This window comes from Limnochorda pilosa, assembly GCF_001544015.1.
In the GTDB taxonomy this organism is placed as follows: Bacteria; Bacillota; Limnochordia; order Limnochordales; family Limnochordaceae; genus Limnochorda; species Limnochorda pilosa.
This window is the reverse complement of record NZ_AP014924.1, coordinates 1,689,270-1,706,192: the sequence shown is the minus strand read 5'-3', so window position 1 is coordinate 1,706,192 and position 16,923 is coordinate 1,689,270. Positions and strand designations below refer to the sequence as shown.

18 protein-coding genes and 1 tRNA gene are annotated in these 16,923 nt (G+C 72.8%); 3 read left to right on the top strand and 16 right to left on the bottom strand.

Annotated features, from left to right (window positions below; all coding sequences use genetic code 11):
• Positions 1-16: 16 nt before the first annotated feature.
• The gene (locus LIP_RS07415) at positions 17-415 is read right to left on the bottom strand and encodes an Asp23/Gls24 family envelope stress response protein (RefSeq protein WP_068136317.1); all 399 of its coding nucleotides are present in this window, start codon (positions 413-415) and stop codon (positions 17-19) included.
• 229 nt (positions 416-644) lie between these two features.
• On the opposite strand from LIP_RS07415, the gene rpmB reads away from it, so the two are divergent.
• On the top strand, positions 645-836 hold the full coding sequence (gene rpmB, locus LIP_RS07410; RefSeq protein ID WP_068136313.1) for a 50S ribosomal protein L28: 192 nt from the start codon (positions 645-647) through the stop codon (positions 834-836).
• 330 nt (positions 837-1,166) lie between these two features.
• Here the strand turns inward: rpmB and rpe are convergent, their stop codons facing one another.
• Genes rpe through LIP_RS07375 form a run of 7 tightly spaced genes read right to left on the bottom strand, consistent with a single transcriptional unit; the run spans position 1,167 to position 8,915 of the window.
• A complete protein-coding gene (gene rpe / locus LIP_RS07405; protein WP_082726600.1) occupies positions 1,167-1,832 on the bottom strand; it encodes a ribulose-phosphate 3-epimerase in 666 nt (221 codons plus the stop codon).
• 24 nt (positions 1,833-1,856) lie between these two features.
• Positions 1,857-2,750 carry a ribosome small subunit-dependent GTPase A gene (rsgA, locus tag LIP_RS07400; RefSeq protein WP_068141708.1) on the bottom strand — a complete coding sequence of 298 codons (894 nt, stop codon included), beginning with the start codon at positions 2,748-2,750 and terminating at the stop codon, positions 1,857-1,859.
• Positions 2,751-2,769: 19 nt separating this feature from the next.
• The gene (locus tag LIP_RS07395; RefSeq protein WP_144440387.1) at positions 2,770-4,671 is read right to left on the bottom strand and encodes a protein kinase domain-containing protein; all 1,902 of its coding nucleotides are present in this window, start codon (positions 4,669-4,671) and stop codon (positions 2,770-2,772) included.
• Positions 4,672-4,674: 3 nt separating this feature from the next.
• Positions 4,675-5,988, bottom strand: a complete 1,314-nt coding sequence (locus LIP_RS07390) for a penicillin-binding transpeptidase domain-containing protein (protein ID WP_158509596.1) — start codon at positions 5,986-5,988, stop codon at positions 4,675-4,677.
• Complete coding sequence (locus LIP_RS07385; RefSeq protein ID WP_231699405.1) at positions 5,985-7,214, bottom strand: FtsW/RodA/SpoVE family cell cycle protein; 1,230 nt, start codon at positions 7,212-7,214, stop codon at positions 5,985-5,987. Before LIP_RS07385 ends, LIP_RS07390 begins: the two co-directional genes overlap by 4 nt.
• A gap of 31 nt (positions 7,215-7,245) precedes the next feature.
• On the bottom strand, positions 7,246-7,968 hold the full coding sequence (locus LIP_RS07380; protein ID WP_068136298.1) for a Stp1/IreP family PP2C-type Ser/Thr phosphatase: 723 nt from the start codon (positions 7,966-7,968) through the stop codon (positions 7,246-7,248).
• A gap of 50 nt (positions 7,969-8,018) precedes the next feature.
• A complete protein-coding gene (locus tag LIP_RS07375; RefSeq protein ID WP_068136296.1) occupies positions 8,019-8,915 on the bottom strand; it encodes an FhaA domain-containing protein in 897 nt (298 codons plus the stop codon).
• Positions 8,916-9,119: 204 nt separating this feature from the next.
• Here LIP_RS07375 and LIP_RS07370 point away from each other — a divergent pair, with 204 nt between their 5' ends.
• Positions 9,120-9,386 carry a hypothetical protein gene (locus LIP_RS07370; RefSeq protein ID WP_068136291.1) on the top strand — a complete coding sequence of 89 codons (267 nt, stop codon included), beginning with the start codon at positions 9,120-9,122 and terminating at the stop codon, positions 9,384-9,386.
• Positions 9,387-9,424: 38 nt separating this feature from the next.
• A tRNA-Pro gene (locus LIP_RS07365) sits at positions 9,425-9,502 on the top strand.
• A gap of 96 nt (positions 9,503-9,598) precedes the next feature.
• Here the strand turns inward: LIP_RS07365 and spo0A are convergent.
• The 8 genes from spo0A to remA all read right to left on the bottom strand — a co-directional run bounded on the left by spo0A (position 9,599) and on the right by remA (position 16,911).
• Positions 9,599-10,396 carry a sporulation transcription factor Spo0A gene (spo0A, locus tag LIP_RS07360; RefSeq protein WP_082726599.1) on the bottom strand — a complete coding sequence of 266 codons (798 nt, stop codon included), beginning with the start codon at positions 10,394-10,396 and terminating at the stop codon, positions 9,599-9,601.
• An 82-nt stretch (positions 10,397-10,478) separates the two neighbouring features.
• Positions 10,479-11,894, bottom strand: coding sequence for a 16S rRNA (cytosine(967)-C(5))-methyltransferase RsmB (gene rsmB, locus LIP_RS07355; protein ID WP_068136284.1), 1,416 nt, complete (start codon positions 11,892-11,894; stop codon positions 10,479-10,481).
• Positions 11,891-12,859 (bottom strand): methionyl-tRNA formyltransferase, encoded by a 969-nt coding sequence (gene fmt / locus LIP_RS07350; protein ID WP_198409770.1) that lies wholly within the window; start codon positions 12,857-12,859, stop codon positions 11,891-11,893. Before fmt ends, rsmB begins: the two co-directional genes overlap by 4 nt.
• Positions 12,856-13,386 (bottom strand): peptide deformylase, encoded by a 531-nt coding sequence (def, locus tag LIP_RS07345; protein WP_068136278.1) that lies wholly within the window; start codon positions 13,384-13,386, stop codon positions 12,856-12,858. Before def ends, fmt begins: the two co-directional genes overlap by 4 nt.
• Before the next feature lie 62 nt (positions 13,387-13,448).
• The gene (priA, locus tag LIP_RS07340; RefSeq protein ID WP_068136273.1) at positions 13,449-15,671 is read right to left on the bottom strand and encodes a replication restart helicase PriA; all 2,223 of its coding nucleotides are present in this window, start codon (positions 15,669-15,671) and stop codon (positions 13,449-13,451) included.
• Between the two features lie 71 nt (positions 15,672-15,742).
• Positions 15,743-15,967, bottom strand: a complete 225-nt coding sequence (gene rpoZ / locus LIP_RS07335) for a DNA-directed RNA polymerase subunit omega (protein WP_068136270.1) — start codon at positions 15,965-15,967, stop codon at positions 15,743-15,745.
• On the bottom strand, positions 15,930-16,598 hold the full coding sequence (gene gmk, locus LIP_RS07330; RefSeq protein ID WP_068136268.1) for a guanylate kinase: 669 nt from the start codon (positions 16,596-16,598) through the stop codon (positions 15,930-15,932). The genes rpoZ and gmk overlap by 38 nt, the downstream gene beginning before the upstream one ends.
• A gap of 43 nt (positions 16,599-16,641) precedes the next feature.
• A complete protein-coding gene (gene remA, locus LIP_RS07325) occupies positions 16,642-16,911 on the bottom strand; it encodes an extracellular matrix/biofilm regulator RemA (RefSeq protein ID WP_068136266.1) in 270 nt (89 codons plus the stop codon).
• Positions 16,912-16,923: the final 12 nt, after the last annotated feature.

Genomic DNA, 16,923 nt, shown 5'->3' with positions numbered 1-16,923 from the left:
CGAACTCCCCCCGACACTACACCGTGTGTGCGGCCGGGGTGCGCCCTTCCTGCTCCGGACGCTCCACCCGAACGCCCTGCACGTGGACGTTGACGGCGCGCACCTTCAGCCCCAGCATCCTCTCGACCTGGTAGCGCACCTGCTCCTTGACGTTCTCGGCCACTTCGGCGATGTTGACCCCGTACTGCACCATCACGTAGAGGTCGATGATCGTGTTTCCGTCCGGGTCCAGGCGCACCCGGACGCCGCGGTCGATCTGGTCCTGGCCCAGGAGCTCCGACAGCCCATCCTGGACGCTCCGGGCCGCCATACCCACCAGCCCGTAGCACGAAACGGCCACGGCGCCCGCCACCGCCGCGATCACCTCGTCGGCGATCCGAACCTTCCCAAGCTGGCTATCCAGGCCCTCCGGCATCGCCCGCCCCCCTCCCCTGCGGCAGCAGCCCATGGCCACGCCGGTCCTTGCGGGGGCTGGCCCCCGCCCAGGCCGGGTCCCGCGGGCGTGAGCCCCTTATGCGCAGGCCCAACCTCAAGGGTTCTATATCATCGGTCCTTCTCCTTGTCAACGTGCAGCCTCTGTGGTAGACTTCTAGCCGTGCCCGACGCGGGCGTCCTGGAGCCAGTCGCCGAAAGGAGGGCCTCCCTTGGCTCGCCGTTGCCACTATTGCCATCGGCAGACCGAGACCGGCAATGAAGTGAGCCACTCCCACCGCAAGACGCGCCGGAAGTGGCTGCCCAATCTTCAGCAAATGCGTATCCTCGTCGACGGCAAGACCCGCCGCACCTACGTCTGCACCCGCTGCCTCCGGTCCGGCCGGGTGGTGCGCGCCCTCTGACCCGCCCCGCCCGCGCGCGGGGAGACCTGGGAGAGCTCGGCTGATCGCTACGCACAGGTCTGCTCCGTCCCCAGGTCGACCCTGCCCACAGGGGGAGTCATGTTCAGTTGTGGTCAACCGGACCAGCTCATAGACTGGCCTGAGGCCCGAGGGCTTTCGGGCCTTTTTTCGCGCCGATTGCGGGCTGAACGCTACTGGAGGGTCGCCGTGACCACCTTCCACGCGCCCTGCTGCGACGGGGGCACCACCCTCTTTCGCTCCGAGCCTCCCGTGGTCCTGGAAAGATCATACGGCAGGCGGCATCGGTTGTCAAGCACTACTTAATATAGTTCAGTTGGACTTCCCGGGGGAGAGCGCGCCTTCCGCCGCGGCCCGCAGCCGGGCCAGAGCCCCTGCCGGGTCGCCCGACCCGAAGACAGCCGACCCCGCCACCAGCGTGTCCGCTCCCGCCCGCACCGCTGCCGCCACGGTCTCCAGGTCGATGCCGCCGTCGACCACGATGCGCCGGTCCAGGCCGCGGCTGTCGAGCGTCGCACGCAACCGCTCCACCTTCCGGAGGGTGGACGGGATCAACCGCTGGCCCCCCCACCCTGGGTTGACGGTCATCACCAGGATCGCCTCGCACTCGTCGAGCACCCACTCCACCGCCTCCGGCGGCGTGGCCGGGTTGATGGCCACGGCCCGCTCGACACCAAGCGATCCCAACGTCTGAAGCAGCCGGTGCAGGTGCCCTGCGGCCTCCGCGTGGACGGCGATCCGCCGCGCTCCGGCCCGTACGTACTGCTCCACCGAACGTTCGGGGGCCTCGATCATCAGGTGGAGGTCCAGGGGGGGCCGCGCCCTCCGGCTCAGGGCCTGGACGAGCGGCGGGCCGAAGGTGAGGTTCGGAACGAAGTGCCCGTCCATCACGTCGATGTGCAGCCAGTCCGCGTCGGGAACGGCCGCGGCGGCATCGCCCAGATGGGCCGGGTCGGCCGCAAGCAACGAGGGGGCCATCCAGATCACGCGCTCACCTCCATGTCAGCGGTAACGGTTTCGATACGCCTCCTCCACCTCGTCGAGCAACCGGCGGTACTGCTGGTAGCGCAAGGGCGGGATCCCGCCTGCCTGCGCGGCTTCCCGCACCGCGCAGCCCGGTTCGGTCGCGTGCATGCAGCCCTGGAACCGGCACGCTCCCGCGAGCGCCTCGAACTCGGGGTAGAGGCCCGCCAGCTCCCGCGGGTCCATCGCCGGCAGGTCCAGCCGGCTGAACCCCGGCGTGTCCGCCAGCCACCCGCCGCCCACAGGCCAGAGCCTCGCCGACCGGGTGGTGTGGCGGCCCCGGCCCGTCCTCCGGCTCACCTCCGCGGTCTGCTGGGTCGCTCCGGGCGCCAGGCGGTTCAAGAGAGCGCTCTTCCCCGCACCCGATGGACCGGCGAGGACCGCCACCCCGTCCTCCAGGCGTTCCACCAGGCCGTCCATCCCCTGGCCCGAAAGCGCCGACGTCACCACCGTGCGGAAGCCGGCCGCCCGGTAAACCTCCACCAGCTCCGGGGCGACGGGATCCGGCTCCAGATCCGCCTTGGTCCAGCAGAGGAGCGGCTCCAGGCCGGCATGCAGGGTGAGCACCAGCAGGCGGTCCAGCAGGAGGCTCTGGGGCCGGGGCCGGGCCAGGGGTGTGACGATCACCACCCGGTCCACGTTGGCGATGGGGGGGCGGGCCAGGAAGGACCGCCGGGGCAGTACCTCCTCCACCCGGCCGGTACCGGCCTCGGCGTCAAGAACCATCACCTGCACCCGGTCACCGGGGTGAATCCCTTCGGACCCCTTCAGACGTCCGCGCGCCCGGCAGAGGACGGGACCATCCCCTGTCAGCACGACCCGATAGAAGCCGGCGATCACCTCAACCACTCGCCCCGAGACGACGCGGCCCAAGGTCTCCCGAGCCCCCACGCTAGCGGAGCGCCAGCTCCTGGATCATGGAGCCGTCCAGGTAGACCTGCACCAGGGGCGATGCGCCCTTGGCCTCCACGGGTACCTCCACCCGGCTGCCGCCCGGATGGTAGGCCCGGTGCACCTCCCGGGCGCCCCGATCGTCGATGAGCACCACCAGGACCTCCTGAGCCGGTCCCTCGGGGACCTGGACGGTCACCCGGGTCTTCAGGGCGCCCTGGGCTACCTCGGCCTCAGGCGTCACCGTGGCGGGCGCCGGCGGGCCGACATCCTGGGATCCTGTCGAGTAGACCAGATCCACCACCGACCCCTGCGGCACCCGGGCGCCCGGACCCGGCTTCTGTTCCAGGATCTCCCCCAGGGGGGCCGGCCCCTCCCGACCCGTGGCCTCGCCGAGCTGGAGCCCCAGATCCGCCAGGCGCTGTTCTGCCTGCGAGAAGGTCATGCCCCCGAAATCGGGCAGGACCACCGTCGCGCCGGCCCCTCCCCGGCTGACCACCAGGTCCACCAGGGCACCCTTCACCAGGTTGGTGTCGGCGGGCGGATCCTGCGCCAGCACCTGGCCGGGAGGCACCTCAGGAGCGAACCGCTCTTCCACCCGCCCCACCTTCAGGCCCCGCTCGTTCAGGTCGAGCCGCGCCTCCCGCAGCGCGCGTCCCTCCACGGCGGGAACCGTCACCACCTCGGGTCCTTTGCTCACCACCACCCGAACGGTGCGGCCGGCCCGCACGTGGCGTTCGGGCGCCGGATCCTGGGAGATCACGTGCCCTGCGGGAACCTCCGAGCTCGGCAACCCGGGGCCCTCCTCAAGCCGCAGGTCCGCCGCCTCCAGCTTGAGCCGGGCGGCTTCCAGGCTCTCCCCACGAACGGAGGGAACCACCACCTCGGGGGGGAAGAGGAGCCCGGCCAGGGCACGCGCCCCCAGGAGGCCGCCGAGTGTCACGGCCAGTACCAGCCCGGCTGCCAGGACCCATCTCGGTACCCTTCCGCCCACGCCCTCGCCCTCCCCTGCGTCCTCATGGTCTCCGCCGCCCTCTGCGCCCAGGCCCGCCCGCTGCAGCAGCCGGGTGGGCTCCTCCAGGTCGTAGCGACGGGCCAGCGACTCCAGCTCCTCCTTCAGGGCCAGGGTGGAGCGGGCGCGTCGCTCGGGGTCCTTCGAGAGGAGCCGCAGGACCAGTGCCTCCACGTCCTCGGGGATCTCCGGGCGGAGGCGCCGCGGCCGGGTGGGGTCCGCCTGGAGGTGCTTGAGGGCCACCGCCACCGCGGTCTCGCCCCGGAAGGGGATCTGGCCGGTGAGCATCTCGTAGAGGGAGGCCCCCAGGGAGTAGAGGTCCGAAAGGCCGGTCACCTCCGCGCCCCGGGCCTGCTCAGGCGAAACGTACGAGACCGAACCCAGGACCGTGCCCGTGTGGGTCAAGCTGCTCGCGCTCGTGGCGCGGGCGATGCCGAAGTCGGTCACCTTCACCTGGCCCGAGGCGGCGATGAGGATGTTGGGCGGCTTCACGTCCCTGTGCACCAGGCCCTGGCTGTGGGCCGCGGCCAGGGCCCCCGCCACCTGGGCCGCGATTTCCAGCGCCTCGCCCACAGGGAGCGGCCCCCGTTCGTGCAGGACCTCGCGCAGGGTGCGTCCCCGCACGTACTCCATGACGATGAAGTAGGTGCCGTCCTCCTCCCCCACGTCGAAGATGTTCACCACGTTGGGGTGGGAGAGGCTTGCGGCAGCCTGGGCCTCCCGGCGGAAACGCTCGACGAACTCCTCGTCTGAGGCGAACTGGGGGAGCAGTACCTTCACCGCCACGGCGCGGGAAAGGAGAAGATCGGTGGCCCGAAAGACCTCCGCCATGCCGCCGTGCCCGACCCGCTCCTCGAGGCGGTATCGCCTCGTCAACACTCGCCCGACCACGGGTCAGCCCCCTCCGCCCACCATTGCCTCCGCGGCCCGCAGGATCCGGGCCGCGATGGGCGCCGCCACCCGGCCGCCCGCGCCTCCGTGCTCCACCACCACCGCGGCCGCCACCCGCGGCCGCTCCGCCGGGGCAAAGCCGATGAACCACGCGTGCGGGGCTCCGCCAGGAGCCTCAGCCGTGCCGGTCTTGCCCGCGATGCCGGGCGTGCCCCGTGCGGCGCGCCCCGTTCCCTCCGCCACGGCCAGGGTCATGGCCTTTCCCACCGCCTGCGCCACGCGGGCATCCAGCAACCACCCACCTTGGGGCGGCAGCCCCGGCGGCTCTCCAGCCACCCACCGCACCAGCCGGGGCGTCACCTCCCGGCCGCCGGTCGCGATGACGCCGGCCAGCACGGCCATCTGGAGCGGCGAAACCTCGATGGCGCCCTGGCCGATCCCCAGGAGCGCCGCCGTACCCGGTCCCACCGGTTCCTCCGGAAGCCGACCGGCCGCGGTGGGGACCTCCAGAGCCGGTGCCCTGCCGAAGCCCAGGCGCCGGGCCGCCTCCACCAGCCTGGACCCCATCTTGAGACCCAACCGGCCGAAGACGACGTTGGACGAGCGCGTCAGGGCCTCGTCCAGGCGCAGCCAACCCGCCGGACGCCCGCCGGGGTCGCGCAGGCTCCCACCTGGCCACGATAGGGAGCCGCCATCCCAATAGCGGGATGCCTCCGACGCGGCGCCCGCCTCCAGCGCCGCGGCCATCACGGCCACCTTGAAGGCCGAACCCGGCGGGTAGAGCCCTGCGGTGGCCCTGGGAAAGAGCGCCGCGCCCGGGTCCAACCGCAGTTCCGCCCAGCGTTCCCCGACCTGTTGGGGATCGAAGCCGGGCAGGCTGACCAGGGCCAGGATCTCCCCTTCCGGGACGGTCAGGACCACCGCCGCCCCCGCCCGGCCCTCGAAGGCCTCCTCGGCCGCGACCTGAAGCGCCCGGCTCACCGTAAGCGCCACGTCGCGGCCGCCGCCGCGGGCCGCCAGTCGCTCGTCCAGGCTCCGCTCCAGACCGGCGCGGCCAAGGCGCGGGTCGACATACCCCACCACCGGTGCCAGGCTCTCGGGCACCTGATAGCGCCGCACCGGCCCTGATGGCTCCTCCCAGCTGACGGCCAAAGGTTCTCCGGTGCGATCGTAGATTCCTCCCCTGCGGCCCACCTCCGCGGCCGGCCGCAGGACGCCCAGAGCCCCCTCCAACCGGTGGGCCCAGGGGGCCGGCGCGAGCCAGAGCCCCGCGCCCAGCGCGAGGCCCGCGAAGCCAGCCGCCAGCCCACGCTTCAAGCCTCGCACGCACCGGAAGGACGGCGCCTCCCGCGCCCCGCGCGCAGGGCCCAGAGCATCCACCCCAAGAGGATCCCGTGCGCCAGCAGCGCTGTGCCGCCGCGGCTCACCAGCGGCAGGGGCAGCCCGGTCAGGGGGACGACCCCGAGCCAGCCCGCGACGGGCACCAGGGTCTCGAGCCCCCACAGGAGGGCCGCCGAGCCCGTCAGGACGCGCGTGAGGAGGTCCTGTGCCCGCCCGGCCGCGCGCAACCCCCCGTCGACGATCCACCATTCCAGGTAAAGGATGCCCAGGACGGCCACCAGGCCCGCACCCTCGGCGATCACCGCCAGGGGCAGGTCGGTGGCGGCGGCGGGCACGGCCGAGCCCGCGGTGAGCCGGGCACCTACGCCCCAGAGGCCGCCCAGCCGCAGCGAGGCCAGACCCTGGAGCACCTGGTAGCCCCCCGTCGAGAGCTGGCCCCAGGGGTCGGCCCACGCCGCCACCCGGGCCGTCGCGTGGTGAAAAAGGGTCGCGAGGCCGACCGCGCCTGCCGCGCCCAGGCCGACCGCGGCCGCCGCCGTCAGCCACCGCCCGCCCGCCAGCAGCCACGCCGCCGGTAGCAGCCCGTAGAGCAGGGCGGCGCCCCCCAGATCCCGCTGGGCCACGAGCACGGCGGCGAGGAGGAGCCAACCGGCCCCGGCGGGCAGCATCGCGGCCCGATCCGGACGCCAGGGGCGTTCGATCCCGGCCGCCGGCGACCCGCGTCCCCCCCGGCCCACCCCCTCGGCCAGGAGGCCGGCCACGAAGAGGATCGCCAGCACTCGGGCCACCTCAGCGGGCTGGAAGTGGAGCACCCCCCACCGCAGCCAGGCGCGCGCCCCGCCCGCCTCCACACCCACTGCGAGGGGGAGCACCAGGAGGACCAGGCTCGCGAGCCCCGCGGTCCGGGGATAGCGGGCCAGACGGCGCCAGGGAACCGCGGTGGCCACCAGGGCCAGACCGGAGGAACCCAGCCAGAGGAGCGCCTGGGTGGCAACCTGCTCCGGCTGGGTCCCACGGGCGACCAGAAGGCCCCCCGCCGCGAGCCCCCCGGCCGCGGCCATCAGGCGGGCTCCTTCCCGCCCGCACGCCATCCAGGCCGCCGCGACGACGCCGGCGCTCCATAGGGCGAATCCGGCCACCAGTGGTAGGTGGCTCCCCAGGGCGGCCACGCCCAGGCGCGCGAGCCCGCCCGCCAGGACCATCCCAGGCAAGAGCGGCAGGGCTCCGGCGGGATCAGGGAGCGTCCGGGGACGAATCGGCATCGAGGCTGACGATCACCACCGTGACGTTGTCCGGTGCCCCCCGGTCGTGGGCCTTGCCCGCCAGCCGGCGGGCTTGCACGTCCGGAGGGTCCTCCCTCACCAGGATCTCCCGAACGACGTCGTCCTGCACCACGCCGGTGAGACCGTCCGTGCAGAGAAGGAGCCGGTCGCCCGCCACGGCCGGCAGGCTGTAGAGATCGACCTCCACGTCCGCCTCCAGGCCCAGGGCGCGGGTGAGGAGGTTGCGCTGGGGATGGGCGCGCGCCTCCTCGGCGGTGATCTGCCCCAGGGCCAGCAGCTCCGCCACCACCGAGTGGTCGCGGGTCACCTGGCGGAGGTCTCCCCGCCGAAAGAGGTACGCCCGGCTGTCGCCCACGTGGGCGATCCACCAGCGGCCGCCCACGAGCCGGGCCGCCGTGAGCGTGGTCCCCATGCCCGCGTACTCGGGCCGGGCCAGGCTGAGCGCGTGAACCCTGCGGTTCGCCTCCCGCACACCGGCCCTCAGGGCCTCCCCGGGCGCCACACCGTCCAGGGGATGGGCGAAGAGCACGTCCAGGGCGACGGAGCTTGCGACCTCACCCGCCTGGTGACCTCCCATGCCGTCGGCCACCGCCGCCAGCGAGCCCCGCACCCGGTAGCCGTCCTCGTTGTTCGGGCGCAGCTGGCCCCGATCGGTCACAGCCCCCACCCGCACGCGCCTCACCTCCGCCCTGTCCCGAGCGGTCGCTCCGGGTCCACCGGCGATCAGGACCGGGGAGGCTCCTCGTCTTCCAGGAGCAACTCGGAGCCGCCCACCTCCACCCGGTCGCCGGGCTGGAGCCAGCCTGAGTCGATCAGGTCCCCGTTCACGTACGTGCCGTTGGTGCTTCCCAGGTCCTCGAGCCACCAGAGCCCGCCCCGCCAGACCAGGCGGGCATGCCGGCGGGAGACGGCCCGATCGTTCAGGACCACGTCCGCGGGCTCCTCGCCTGAGGCCCTGCCGACCACGACCTCGCTCCGTCGAAGCGGGAAGGCCGTTCCCCGGTCGGCCCCTGCGACCACCACCAACCTTCCCCGCGGACCCGCGGAGGGCTCCGGCGTCGCCCGGAAGCGTCGGGTTCCCTCCATCGGCGGAGGCTCGTCGGCCTCGGCAAGACCGGCACCCTCCTCGCCCCGGGGCTCGACCTCCCCGGCCGGCGCCCCCTCGAATAGGGCGTTGGGCACCTCGTCCCCGGGCTCCTCCCCCGGCTCTTCGGGGGGACCATCCAAGGGTGGCGCCGGCTCAGGGGCCGCTTCCGGCTCCAGGAACGACGCCTCCACCCGCACCTGGCCCTTCCGGCCCTCGCTCGCCTCAACCCACTCGACGCGAGGGGGGCTGACGAAGGCACAATGCTCCCGGTCTGCCACGTCGCGGAGGTATTCCGCCATCTCGACGGTGAGTGTGCGGCGAATCGGCCGCAGCGCCGCCCAGTCGTCGGGGTGGAGGAAGACCTGATACCGGTTGGGCACGTAGGTGTGCAGGATGCTCACCCGCTTGTTGGCGAGCATCTCCGCCTCCAGGGCGCGGGCTACGAGGACCGGCTGCAACCCGCCCCGCCGGCGCTGCAGGCGACCATCCCAAGCGCGCCCCAGCCAAGCCTCGAGCCTGTCCGCCCAGTTCACGCCGCGCCCTCCCACCCGGCCCGGCGGCCCCGCCGAACTGCTCCTCTGCCCGGGCCGTCCTGCGGGTATTCTACACGAGCAAAGGGCTTCCTTTCCATATGATCCGGGGAGGCGACCACCACGGGCCGCGCGCGATCCCCCTACCTCCTGGCCTCCTACCTCGAAGCACTGCTCGCGGAAGGCATCCGCACCGAGGAGCGCTTCGTGGCCGACGCGAGCCGCTTCGTCCGGTACCTGCTCGCGCGGGCGGACGCCGCCGCGGTCGAGGCCTTCCTGGAGGAGACCACCCGCTCGCCCGTCTACCGGCAGCGGCTACGGGCCAGCCTGCGTCGCTTCCTACGCTTCGCCAGACGCGAGGGCCCCTCCGGCGACGGCAAGCAGTCCCAGGCCTTCATCGAAGCCCCTCCCACGCGCCGGGCGGCCGGACCGGCGACGCCCGAGCCCGCCGGACCCGAACCCGCCGAATCTTGACAGCAACGCTTGGGGCGGATAAACTGAAAGCCGCACGACGGGGTGTAGCTCAGCTTGGTCAGAGCGCTGCGTTCGGGACGCAGAGGCCCGCGGTTCAAATCCGCGCACCCCGACCAAGACGCCGAGAGGCGTCTTTTTCGCGCCGCCGGCGCCGGCCCGTCGCGGCCTCCGGCGCGCAGGACCCCGGCCCGGCGTGTGCGGGAACGGCCAGGTCACCGGCCCCGGCCGGCGACCCGCCCTCCCGGTGCCCGGAACCGCAGGTAATCGGCCAGGTTGGCGATCACCATGGAGTTGGTGGGAAACCGGTCCCTCCGCCCGGTGCCCATGAGCTGCTCCAGGAGCTCGCGGTTCCCGTTCTCCCACCCCGCGATGATCGCGTTCCGCACCGCGGCCTCGACCCCCGCGGGGCTCGATCCGTACTTCTCCGCCAGCGCAGGGTACAGCCGCTTGGTGAGGGTGCCGCCCAGGAGCTGCTCGTCCTGAAGCACCATCACCACCGCATCCCTCAGGTACGCGTAGCCCTTGAAGTGAGGGGGAACGCCCAGCTCGTGCAGGAGCTGGGTGACCTGGCTCTCCCAGTCCACGGCGGCCGGGTACTGCGCGGCCGCGCTCTCCTCCTTCACCACCGCGTACCCGGCTCCACCCGGCCCGAACTGGCGGATCCGCTCGGCCAGCACGTCCAGATCGAAGGGCTTGACCACGAAGTAGTCGGCCCCGAGCCCCGTCAGCCGCTGGATGATGTCCTCGCGGCCCATGGCGGTCAGCACGATCACCCGCGGGCGCGGGTGGACGCCCAGAGTGGTCAGGCGTTCCATCACAGCGATACCGTCCAGCTTGGGCATGGTGATGTCGAGGATCACCACGTCCGGCTCGTGCTCGGCGATCAGCGCCAGGCATTGCTCCCCATCGTAGGCCTTTCCCACCACGCTCAAGTCCGGCTGAGAGGAAAGGTACCGATCCAGGATCTCACAGAGCTCAAGGTTGTTATCGGCGATCAGGACCCGTGTCAGCGCGACTTCCTCCTCGGCTCGACGCGCTCTCCCCGGACGCGTTGCGTCTTCGACCCCGATGGGGTTCCACGCGACGCGGCCCTTATCCTCTTGCTGGAAGAGCAGGGTTCTCTTTCTTTTCGAAGAGCGCGAGAAAGAAGCCGTCGGTGCCGTTCCGGTGGGGCAGCAGCACCACGTCGCCGCCGTCGCCGGGGTGGAGACCGTGGACCCCGGCCCGTTCCAGGAGGGCCTCCACCTCGGATCGAGCCACCGGGACCATCTGGGGGTGCTGCTCCACCAGCCAGGCCGCCTGCGCCCGGGTCTCCTCCGGTTCCACGCTGCACGTGGTGTAGAGGAGCCGCCCGCCCCCACGGAGGGCCCGGACGGCTCTGGCCAGGAGCGCCTGCTGCAGGGGCACTCGCGACCGGATCGTCTCCTCGTCGCTCCGCCAGCGGATCTCGGGCCGGCGCCCCACCACCCCCAGCCCGCTGCACGGCGCGTCGAGCAGCACCCGGTCGAAGCGTCCTTCCCACTCGGGCGGCAAGACGCGTGCGTCGTGGGGCTGGGTCTCGATCGACCGGAGCCCCAGCCGCCGAGCGGCCTCCTCCACCTGGCGGAGCTTTCCGGGGTGGAGGTCGACCGCGACCACCCGGCCCCGATCCTCCATGAGCTCCGCCAGATGGGTCGCCTTGCCTCCCGGCGCGCTGCACAGGTCCAGCACCTGCTCGTGGGCCCGGGGGGCCAGCAGGTGGGCTGCGAGCTGCGAGCTCTCGTCCTGGGGCGTGATCCAGCCGGAACGGAAGGCCGCAGCGTCCCCGATTCGCCCGCCGTGGACTCGGAGAGCCTCGGAGAGCAGCGCGCCCGGCTCCACCTGGAAGCCCTCCCGGACCAGGGACGCGGCCGCCCGATCCGGATCGGAGCGCAGCCGGTTGACGCGCACCGCCACCGGCGACTCCCGGTTGTTCGCCTCGAGCCAGGCCTCGAGCTCCGGGGGCTCCACCCGGGCCGCCCAGCGCTCCACCAGCCAGCGGGGATGGGAGTGGAGCTCAGCCAGGCGCGCCGTCCGGTCTCCCTCCTGCCCTGCTGGGGGATCGACCGCCTCCCGGCGGCTCATCCGTCGGCAGACGGCGTTCACCAGCCCCGCGGCCTGGGGCCGCAGGCCGTGGGCCAGCCGCACCGCCTGGTCGCACGCGGCCTCGGGCGGCACACCTGAGAGGATGAGCACCTGGTAGCCGGCCAAGCGCAGGATCACCCGGGTGGCAGGGTCCAACTGCGAGGAGGCACGGCCTGCCAGCCGTCCGATCCAGCCGTCCAGCCGACCCTGCCAGCGGAGGGTTCCGTAGACGAGCTGGGTGGCCAGCGCCCGTTCACGGGACGGAAGGTTCCCCCGATCCAGCTCGGCGGCCAGGGCCCGGTTGGCAAAGGCCTGGTTCCGTTCCACCCGCAGGAGGACCCGGGCCGCCGCCTGGCGGGCGGGGCTCGCCCCCCGAGGGCCGGGGCTTGCGGGAAGGTGCCTCACGTCTCGGGTCCCAGCCGGTCCCCAGGCTCGGCCGGAAAGCCGTTCAGGTAGGCGCGCCCCTCCATCGACCGGCTGCCCGCCGGGCGCAGGCGCAGGATCTCCAGGGGAAGGTCCAGAGCGCTCACCAGCAGGTGGCCGGGCCGGGCCGGGGTGCAGAGGGTTCCGGGCTCGCCGGGGAGGGCCTGGACCTCGTCCTCTCCCGCTACGCGGGCCGCCTCGACGATCAGGCGCCGGCCCCGGTGAAAGGTGACGGCCCCCGGCAGCGGGGCAAGGGCCCGCACCTTCCGCTCGAGGCTTTCCGCCGTCTCGGTCCACTCCAGGAGCAGCTCGTCTTCCTTGAGGCGGGGCGCGACGGTGGCAAGGCGGTCGTCCTGGGGGATGGGGCGCACTGCACCGGAGCGCAACCCCCGCAGGGTCTCCACCAGCAAACGGGCGCCCACCTCAGCCAGCCGATCGTGGAGGCTTCCGCCCGTCTCGTCGGGCCGCAGGGGAACGCGTTCCTGCAGGAGCATGGGGCCCGTGTCCCACCCCTCGTCCATGAGCATGGTGGTGACGCCCGTCTCGCTCTCCCCGGCCAGGATGGCCCGCTGGATCGGGGCCGCGCCCCGGAAGCGGGGGAGCAAGGAGGCGTGGACGTTGACGCACCCCAGCGGCGGCAGGTGGAGGACCTCGGGCGGCACCTTCTGCCCGAAGGCCACCACCACCACCGCCTCGGGCCCGATCTCCCGCAGCGCCTCGAGCACCCCGGGCTCGCTCAGCTTCTCGGGCTGCCATACGGGCAGACCCAGCGCCAGCGCCGCCGCCTTCACAGGGGAGGGGGTGAGGCGCTGGCCGCGCCCCCGCGGGCGGTCCGGTTGGGTGACCACCGCCAGCACCTGGAAACCGGACGCGACCAGCGCCCGCAGGCTCGGCACCGAGAAGTCGGGCGTTCCCATGAAGACCACGGGCATCGGGGATGCGCTCACCGGGCCACCTCCAGGCGCAGGAGCTCGTTCCGGTCGATCTCCACCGCCACCGGCTCCTCCTCGCCCTCACGCCGCTCCTCCCGGAAGATGCGGCTCGCCCGGTCGACGAAGAGGACACCGTTCAGGTGGTCGATCTCGTGCTGGATCGCCCGGGCGTAGAGGCCCTCGGCCTGGACACGGAAGGGCCGCCCCTCCAGGTCCAGCGCCTCGACGGTCACCTGGGCCGGGCGCTCCACGTAGCCGGTGATGCCCGGGATGCTCAGGCATCCTTCCACGTCCACGTCGGTGCCGGCCCGCTCGAGCACGGTAGGGTTGATGAAGGTGGTGAGCCCCTCGCCCACGTCCACCACCATGAGTCGCACGGCCTCCCCCACCTGGGGAGCGGCCAGGCCGATGCCGTTGGCCTGGTACATGGTCTCAGCCATGTCGTGCGCGAGCCGCGCCAGGCGCTTGGTGACCCGCTCCACCGTCCTGCCCCGCCGCCGCAGGACGGCGTCGGGGTAGAGGCGTATCGGACGAACCGCCACGGGCCCACCTCCTAACCGTTCGCTACCTTCTACTATACCATGCACGGGCTCTGACGGGCCTGTCACAGCAGGCTGACGGGATCCATGTCCTCCACCACCTGGCAGCTCCGCCCCGGCCGCCGCTCGCGCACCGCCCGCCCCGCTTCGAGCAGGGCTTCCAGAGGACCCACCAGGAGCACGTGCCACCGGTACAGGTCCTTCAGGCGGCCCAGCGGGGCGGGGGCCGGTCCCAACACCCGGTAGGGCGCCCCCCCTCGCCGCCGCTCCTTCAGCTCGCGGGCCAGCGCCCCGGCTTCATCCTCGGCCGCGTCCGCGGCGGGAGCCTGCACCAGCAGCCGCAGCAGGTGGCTGAGGGGCGGGTAACCCAGCCGCTTCCGGTAAACGAGCTCCCGCCGGAAGAAGGATGGGTAGTCGTGCTCGCGGGCGGCCTGCAGGCTGTAGTGCTCGGGTAGGTAGGTCTGCACCACCACCTCGCCGGGCAGCACCCCCCGCCCCGAGCGGCCCGCCACCTGGGTGACGAGCTGGAACGCCAGCTCGGCGCCCCGGAAGTCGGGCAGGCGCAGGGAGGTGTCGGCGTCGATGACCCCCACCAGCGTGACGCCGGGGTAATCCAGGCCCTTGGCCACCATCTGGGTGCCCACCAGAACATCGCCCTCTCCGGCCTCGAACCGCCGGAGGATCTGGTCGTGGGCGCCCTTGCGGGTGGTGGTGTCCGCGTCCATGCGGAGCACCCGCGCCGCCGGAAAGAGCCGCCGCAGCTCCTCCTCCACCTGCTGGGTCCCCAGGCCCAGCCCGCTCAGCTCGCCGGTACCGCACGCCGGGCACCGCTCGGGGACCGGTTGCTCGGTCCCGCAGTAGTGGCAGCGCAACGCGTGGCCCACCTTGTGGTAGGTGAGCGTCACCTGGCAGTGGGGGCACTCCACCACCGCCCCGCACTCCCGGCAGAGGAGGAAGCTCTGGTATCCCCGCCGGTTGAGGAGCAGGATCGCCTGCTCGTCGCGCTCGAGGCGCGAGGCGAGCGCCTGCTCCAACGCGCGGCTGAAGAGCCCCTGGTGCCCCTCCTTCAACTCCTGCCGCAGGTCCACCAGGCGCACGCGGGGAAGCGAGCGCCCGTCCACCCGGTGACGGAGCTGGAGCCGCACCAGCCGCCCTTCCTCGGCGGCCAGGAAACTCTCCAGGGAAGGGGTGGCGCTTCCCAGCACGCACAGGGCGCCTTGGCGGCGAGCCCGCTCCACCGCCACCTCCCGGGCATGGTAGCGGGGGGTCTCCTCCTGCTTGTAGGACGAGGCGTGCTCCTCGTCCACCACCACCAACCCCAGGTCGCGAACGGGGGCGAAGACCGCCGAACGGGCGCCCACCACCACCGACGCCTCGCCCCGGCGCACCTTCCACCACTGGTCGTAGCGCTCCCCGTCGGACATGCCCGAGTGGAGCATGGCCACCCTCCCGGGGAAGCGGCCCTGGAAGCGGCGCATGGCCTGGGGCGTGAGGGAGATCTCGGGGACCAGCAGGATCGCCTGCTTTCCCCGGGCGAGGACCGTCTCGATCAGGCGCAGGTACACCTCGGTCTTGCCGCTCCCCGTGACCCCGTGGAGGAGGATCGTGCCGCCTCCCTCCAGGCGGCGGGACGCCTCCTGCAGCACCTGGGCCTGCTCCGGGCTCAGCCGGGGCGGAGGCGTAGGGTCCCGCCAGCCGGCGTAGGGGTTCCGCTCCAGCGAGAGCGGTACCGCTTCCACCAGGCCCCGCTCCAGCAGCCCGCGGGCCGCGCCGTCCCCCGCCCGGGCGGCCAGCTCCCGAGCCGGCACTGGGCCACTCTCCTGCTCCAGCAGGAACTCGAGCGCCTGGCGCTGGCGGGGCGCTCGGACCAGCTCCGCCAGCGCCGCCCGCGCCGCCTCCTCCGAAACGGCCAGGCGGTAGGCGCGCAGGTGCCGCTCGCGCACGGTCCGCCGGCGATCCGGCCGCTGGCCGGGCGGCAGGAAGAGGGGTAGTACCTGCCCCAGCGGGGCCAGGTACCGCGCGGCCACCCAGCGGGCCAGGTCCAGCTCCTCGGGCCCCAGCAGCGGCTCCGAGTCCAGCACCACGGCCACCTCGCGCAGCGGCCGGGTGGGCGGCCCCTGGTGCACGGCCACCACCCAGCCCTGCACGGCGCGGGCCCGCACCGGTACCTGCACCCGGGTTCCCAGGCGAACCTGCGGGCGGAGGCGCTCGGGCACCGCGTAGTCCAAGCTCTCCATCGCTCCGGGCAGCGGCAGGTCCACCGCCACCTCAACGTATCCCTCCGGCACCCGCCGCCCTCCCCTCAAGCAGAACGGGCCCCGGAGGGCCCGCCGCGCCGGTGCCGTGCCCGCCTCCTCTTCTAGGAGAGGGGGCTGCTTCCCTCCGGGCTGATCTCGAGCTTGTCCCCGGCGATCTCGTGCAGAGCCACCGTCACCGGCTTGGGCCGGATCTTTCCGTCGAAGACCCCCGCCCGGGGCGGGTCCCCGTCCAGCACCTGCCGCGCCCGGCGGGCCGCCGCCACCACCAGGGCGTACCGGCTCGGGAGCTTATCCTTGATCTCTTCCAGGTTCGGCTGTCCCAGCATCGATCCGATCCCCCTTGCGAAGAGCCTCCAGCCACGTGGGCCAGGGGCTCCGCGCCGTCTTCAGGCGCTCGGCCCGGATGATCGCCTCCAGCAACCGGGCCGCCCGGTCCAGCTCGTCGTTGATGATCACGTAATCATACTCGGCGACCGCCCTCAGCTCCTCCCTCGCCGCCCGGAGGCGACCCTCCACCGCGGCCGCGCCGTCCGAGCCCCGCCGGGTGAGGCGCCGGCGCAGCTCCTCCAGGGAGGGAGGCAAGAGGAAGACCAGGACCGCCCCCGGCCAGTTGCGCTTCACCTGGGCGCTGCCCTGGACGTCGATGTCCATGATCACCGTCTCGCCCCGGGCCGTCCGCTCTTCCACGAAGGCCCGCGGCGTCCCGTAGCGGTGGCCGCAGAACCAGGCCCACTCGAGGAAGTCGCCCGTGCTCACGCGCCGGTCGAACTCCTCGTCCGAGAGGAAATAGTAGTCCACCCCGTCCCGCTCCCCGGGGCGGGCGGGACGGGTGGTACACGAGACGGAGTAGGTGAGGTGCTCCAGCCGCGGGAGAACCCGCGCCAGCACCGTGTTCTTGCCGGCTCCCGAGGGGGCGCTCAGGACCACCAGAAAACCCCGGCTTTCCCCGGGACCCATTGGACTGCCCTTCACCCTCGCCGAACCCACCCCGCCCCTGCGGTCAAGCGTTGTTGGCCTCGACCGCCTGATCCCTGGCCGCCAGACGGTGGGCCACCGTCTCGGGTTGCACGGCCGAAAGGATCACGTGCTCTGAGTCCGTGATGATGACCGCCCGGGTGCGACGCCCGTAGGTGGCGTCAATGAGCTGCCCGTGCTGCCGCGCCTCGGTGATGATGCGCTTGATGGGGGCCGATTCCGGGCTGACGATGGCGACGATCCGGTTGGCGGAGACGATGTTTCCAAACCCGATGTTGATCAGCCTGGTCTCCATCGAGACGCCTCC

What these genes read in the sequence shown, in the direction of transcription:
- LIP_RS07385 (WP_231699405.1), bottom strand. Translation starts at nt 7,214, where the DNA reads ATGGTCCTGGCGGGCGGGCTCGCGCGCCTGGGCGTGGCCGCCCTGGGG.
- gmk (WP_068136268.1), bottom strand. Translation starts at nt 16,598, where the DNA reads ATGGGTCCCGGGGAAAGCCGGGGTTTTCTGGTGGTCCTGAGCGCCCCC.
- remA (WP_068136266.1), bottom strand. Translation starts at nt 16,911, where the DNA reads ATGGAGACCAGGCTGATCAACATCGGGTTTGGAAACATCGTCTCCGCC.
- rpoZ (WP_068136270.1), bottom strand. Translation starts at nt 15,967, where the DNA reads ATGCTGGGACAGCCGAACCTGGAAGAGATCAAGGATAAGCTCCCGAGC.
- LIP_RS07415 (WP_068136317.1), bottom strand. Translation starts at nt 415, where the DNA reads ATGCCGGAGGGCCTGGATAGCCAGCTTGGGAAGGTTCGGATCGCCGAC.
- rpe (WP_082726600.1), bottom strand. Translation starts at nt 1,832, where the DNA reads ATGGCCCCCTCGTTGCTTGCGGCCGACCCGGCCCATCTGGGCGATGCC.